The organism is Stappia stellulata DSM 5886, from assembly GCF_000423705.1.
Taxonomy (GTDB): domain Bacteria; phylum Pseudomonadota; class Alphaproteobacteria; order Rhizobiales; family Stappiaceae; genus Stappia; species Stappia stellulata.
This window is the reverse complement of record NZ_AUIM01000011.1, coordinates 467,501-470,593: the sequence shown is the minus strand read 5'-3', so window position 1 is coordinate 470,593 and position 3,093 is coordinate 467,501. Positions and strand designations below refer to the sequence as shown.

2 rRNA genes are annotated in these 3,093 nt (G+C 55.4%); both read right to left on the bottom strand.

The window, feature by feature from the left end:
- Positions 1 to 27: 27 nt before the first annotated feature.
- Positions 28 to 143 (bottom strand): 5S ribosomal RNA (gene rrf / locus G572_RS0109700).
- 72 nt (positions 144 to 215) lie between these two features.
- Positions 216 to 2,939 (bottom strand): 23S ribosomal RNA (locus tag G572_RS0109695).
- Positions 2,940 to 3,093: the final 154 nt, after the last annotated feature.

Sequence of the window (3,093 nt, the reverse complement as noted above, 5' to 3'; positions counted from 1 at the left end):
GTAGATATTAAGTTTTACGCTTAGCGGGCCTGGCGGCGACCGACTCTCCCACGTCTTGAGACGCAGTACCATTGGCGCTGGGGCGTTTCACTTCCGAGTTCGGGATGGGATCGGGTGTTTTGGTCCCCGCAATGGCCACCAGGCCGGCGAAGCGTAAAACTTTGAATTGGTCTTAGAATTGATGGTTTTGATTTGATGGGCATTGACTAATGAGAGTGATCAAGCCGATCGAGCTATTAGTACCGGTAAGCTTCACGCATTGCTGCGCGTCCACACCCGGCCTATCAACGTGGTGGTCTTCCACGGCTCTCAAGGGAGACCTGGTTTTGAGGTCGGTTTCCCGCTTAGATGCTTTCAGCGGTTATCCGTTCCACACATAGCTACCCTGCTATGCCGCTGGCGCGACAACAGGTCCACCAGAGGTGTGTCCATCCCGGTCCTCTCGTACTAGGGACAGATCCTCTCAAGTTTCCTACACCCACGGCAGATAGGGACCGAACTGTCTCGCGACGTTCTGAACCCAGCTCACGTACCACTTTAATCGGCGAACAGCCGAACCCTTGGGACCTGCTCCAGCCCCAGGATGTGATGAGCCGACATCGAGGTGCCAAACGATTCCGTCGATATGGACTCTTGGGAATCATCAGCCTGTTATCCCCGGCGTACCTTTTATCCGTTGAGCGATGGCCCTTCCACGAGGGACCACCGGATCACTATGACCGACTTTCGTCTCTGCTCGACTTGTCAGTCTCGCAGTCAGGCGGGCTTATGCCATTGCACTCAGCGAACGATTTCCGACCGTTCTGAGCCCACCATCGCGCGCCTCCGTTACCATTTGGGAGGCGACCGCCCCAGTCAAACTACCCGCCACACACGGTCCCGGACGTTGTTGCGTCGCGGTTAGACATCCATAACGACAAGGGTGGTATTTCAAGGGTGGCTCCACGAGAGCTGGCGCTCCCGCTTCGACGCCTACCACCTATCCTACACATGTCGTGACGAATGCCAGTGTGAAGCTGTAGTAAAGGTGCACGGGGTCTTTCCGTCTGACCGCAGGAACCCCGCATCTTCACGGGGAATTCAATTTCACTGAGTCTGTGCTGGAGACAGCGGGGAAGTCGTTACGCCATTCGTGCAGGTCGGAACTTACCCGACAAGGAATTTCGCTACCTTAGGACCGTTATAGTTACGGCCGCCGTTTACCGGGGCTTCAATTCGGTGCTTGCACACCTCCTCTTAACCTTCCGGCACCGGGCAGGCGTCAGACCCTATACGTCGCCTTGCGGCTTCGCAGAGCCCTGTGTTTTTGATAAACAGTCGCCACCCCCTGGTCTGTGCCCCCCGAACCTGGTTGCCCAAGCCCGGGGCTCCCTTCTCGCGAACTTACGGGAGCAATTTGCCGAGTTCCTTCAGCACAGTTCTCTCAAGCGCCTTGGTATTCTCTACCAGTCCACCTGTGTCGGTTTCGGGTACGGTCTATAATGCGGGGGCTATTTCCTGGAACACCTTCACCGCATCCCCAATCCAGTAAGGGGATACGATACACGGCATCCGTCACCACCCGCAGGCTGCAGAATATTAACTGCATTCCCATCGACTACGCCTTTCGGCCTCGCCTTAGGGGCCGGCTAACCCTGCGCCGATTAGCGTTGCGCAGGAACCCTTGGACTTTCGGCGAGGGGGTCTCTCACCCCCTTTATCGTTACTCATGTCAGCATTCGCACTTCCGATACCTCCAGGAGCCCTCACGGGTCTCCCTTCGCAGGCCTACGGAACGCTCCGCTACCGCTCAGCCTAAGCTGAGCCCGCAGTTTCGGTACATGGCTTGAGCCCCGTTACATTATCGGCGCGGGACCCCTTGTTTAGACCAGTGAGCTGTTACGCTTTCTTTAAATGATGGCTGCTTCTAAGCCAACATCCTGGTTGTTTTGGGAGTCCTACATCCTTTGCCACTTAGCCATGATTTAGGGACCTTAACTGGCGGTCAGGGTTGTTTCCCTCTCCACAATGGACGTTAGCACCCACTGTGTGTCTGCCGGGTAGTACTTTCTGGTATTCGGAGTTTGGTTAGGATCAGTAAGACGGTGAGTCCCCATAGCCCATCCAGTGCTCTACCCCCAGAAGTATTCGCCCGACGCTCTACCTAAATAGATTTCGCGGAGAACCAGCTATTTCCGAGTTTGATTGGCCTTTCACCCCTAACCACAACTCATCCCCGACTTTTTCAACAGGCGTGGGTTCGGTCCTCCAGTGCGTGTTACCGCACCTTCAACCTGGTCATGGCTAGATCACTCGGTTTCGGGTCTAATCCGACATACTAAATCGCCCTATTCAGACTCGCTTTCGCTGCGCATACACCTTCCGGCTTAAGCTTGCATGTCAAATTAAGTCGCTGACCCATTATACAAAAGGTACGCCGTCACCCTTGCGGGCTCCGACTGTTTGTATGCATCCGGTTTCAGGGTCTATTTCACTCCCCTCGTCGGGGTGCTTTTCACCTTTCCCTCACGGTACTTGTTCACTATCGGTCGACAAGGAGTACTTAGGCTTGGAGGGTGGTCCCCCCATGTTCAGACAGGATTTCACGTGTCCCGCCCTACTCGAGGACCTCATCGCTTTCTACCCGTACGGGGCTATCACCCGCTATGGCCCGACTTTCCAGACGGTTCCGGTTCTTACAATGAGGCCACTGGCCTGGTCCGCGTTCGCTCGCCACTACTAGCGGAGTCTCTGTTGATGTCCTTTCCTCCGGGTACTGAGATGTTTCAGTTCCCCGGGTTCGCCCCCTTGCGGGTACTCCTTACGGAGTGGGTTTCCCCATTCGGAAATCGCCGGATCAAAGCTTATTCGCAGCTCCCCGACGCTTATCGCAGCGTATCACGTCCTTCATCGCCTCTTGTCGCCAAGGCATCCACCGAATGCACTTAAGGCACTTGATCACTCTCATTATCGATGCCCATCAAAACCGGACCCCCTCGGCGGAGGCACGGTAAAGCATCAATTCTAAGACCAATTCACGAGATCTTGTCCTGCGAACGCGCGGTCAGCAACGCTCCAATGCAAAATGCAAAGCTGTGAAGGGGACCAGTCACC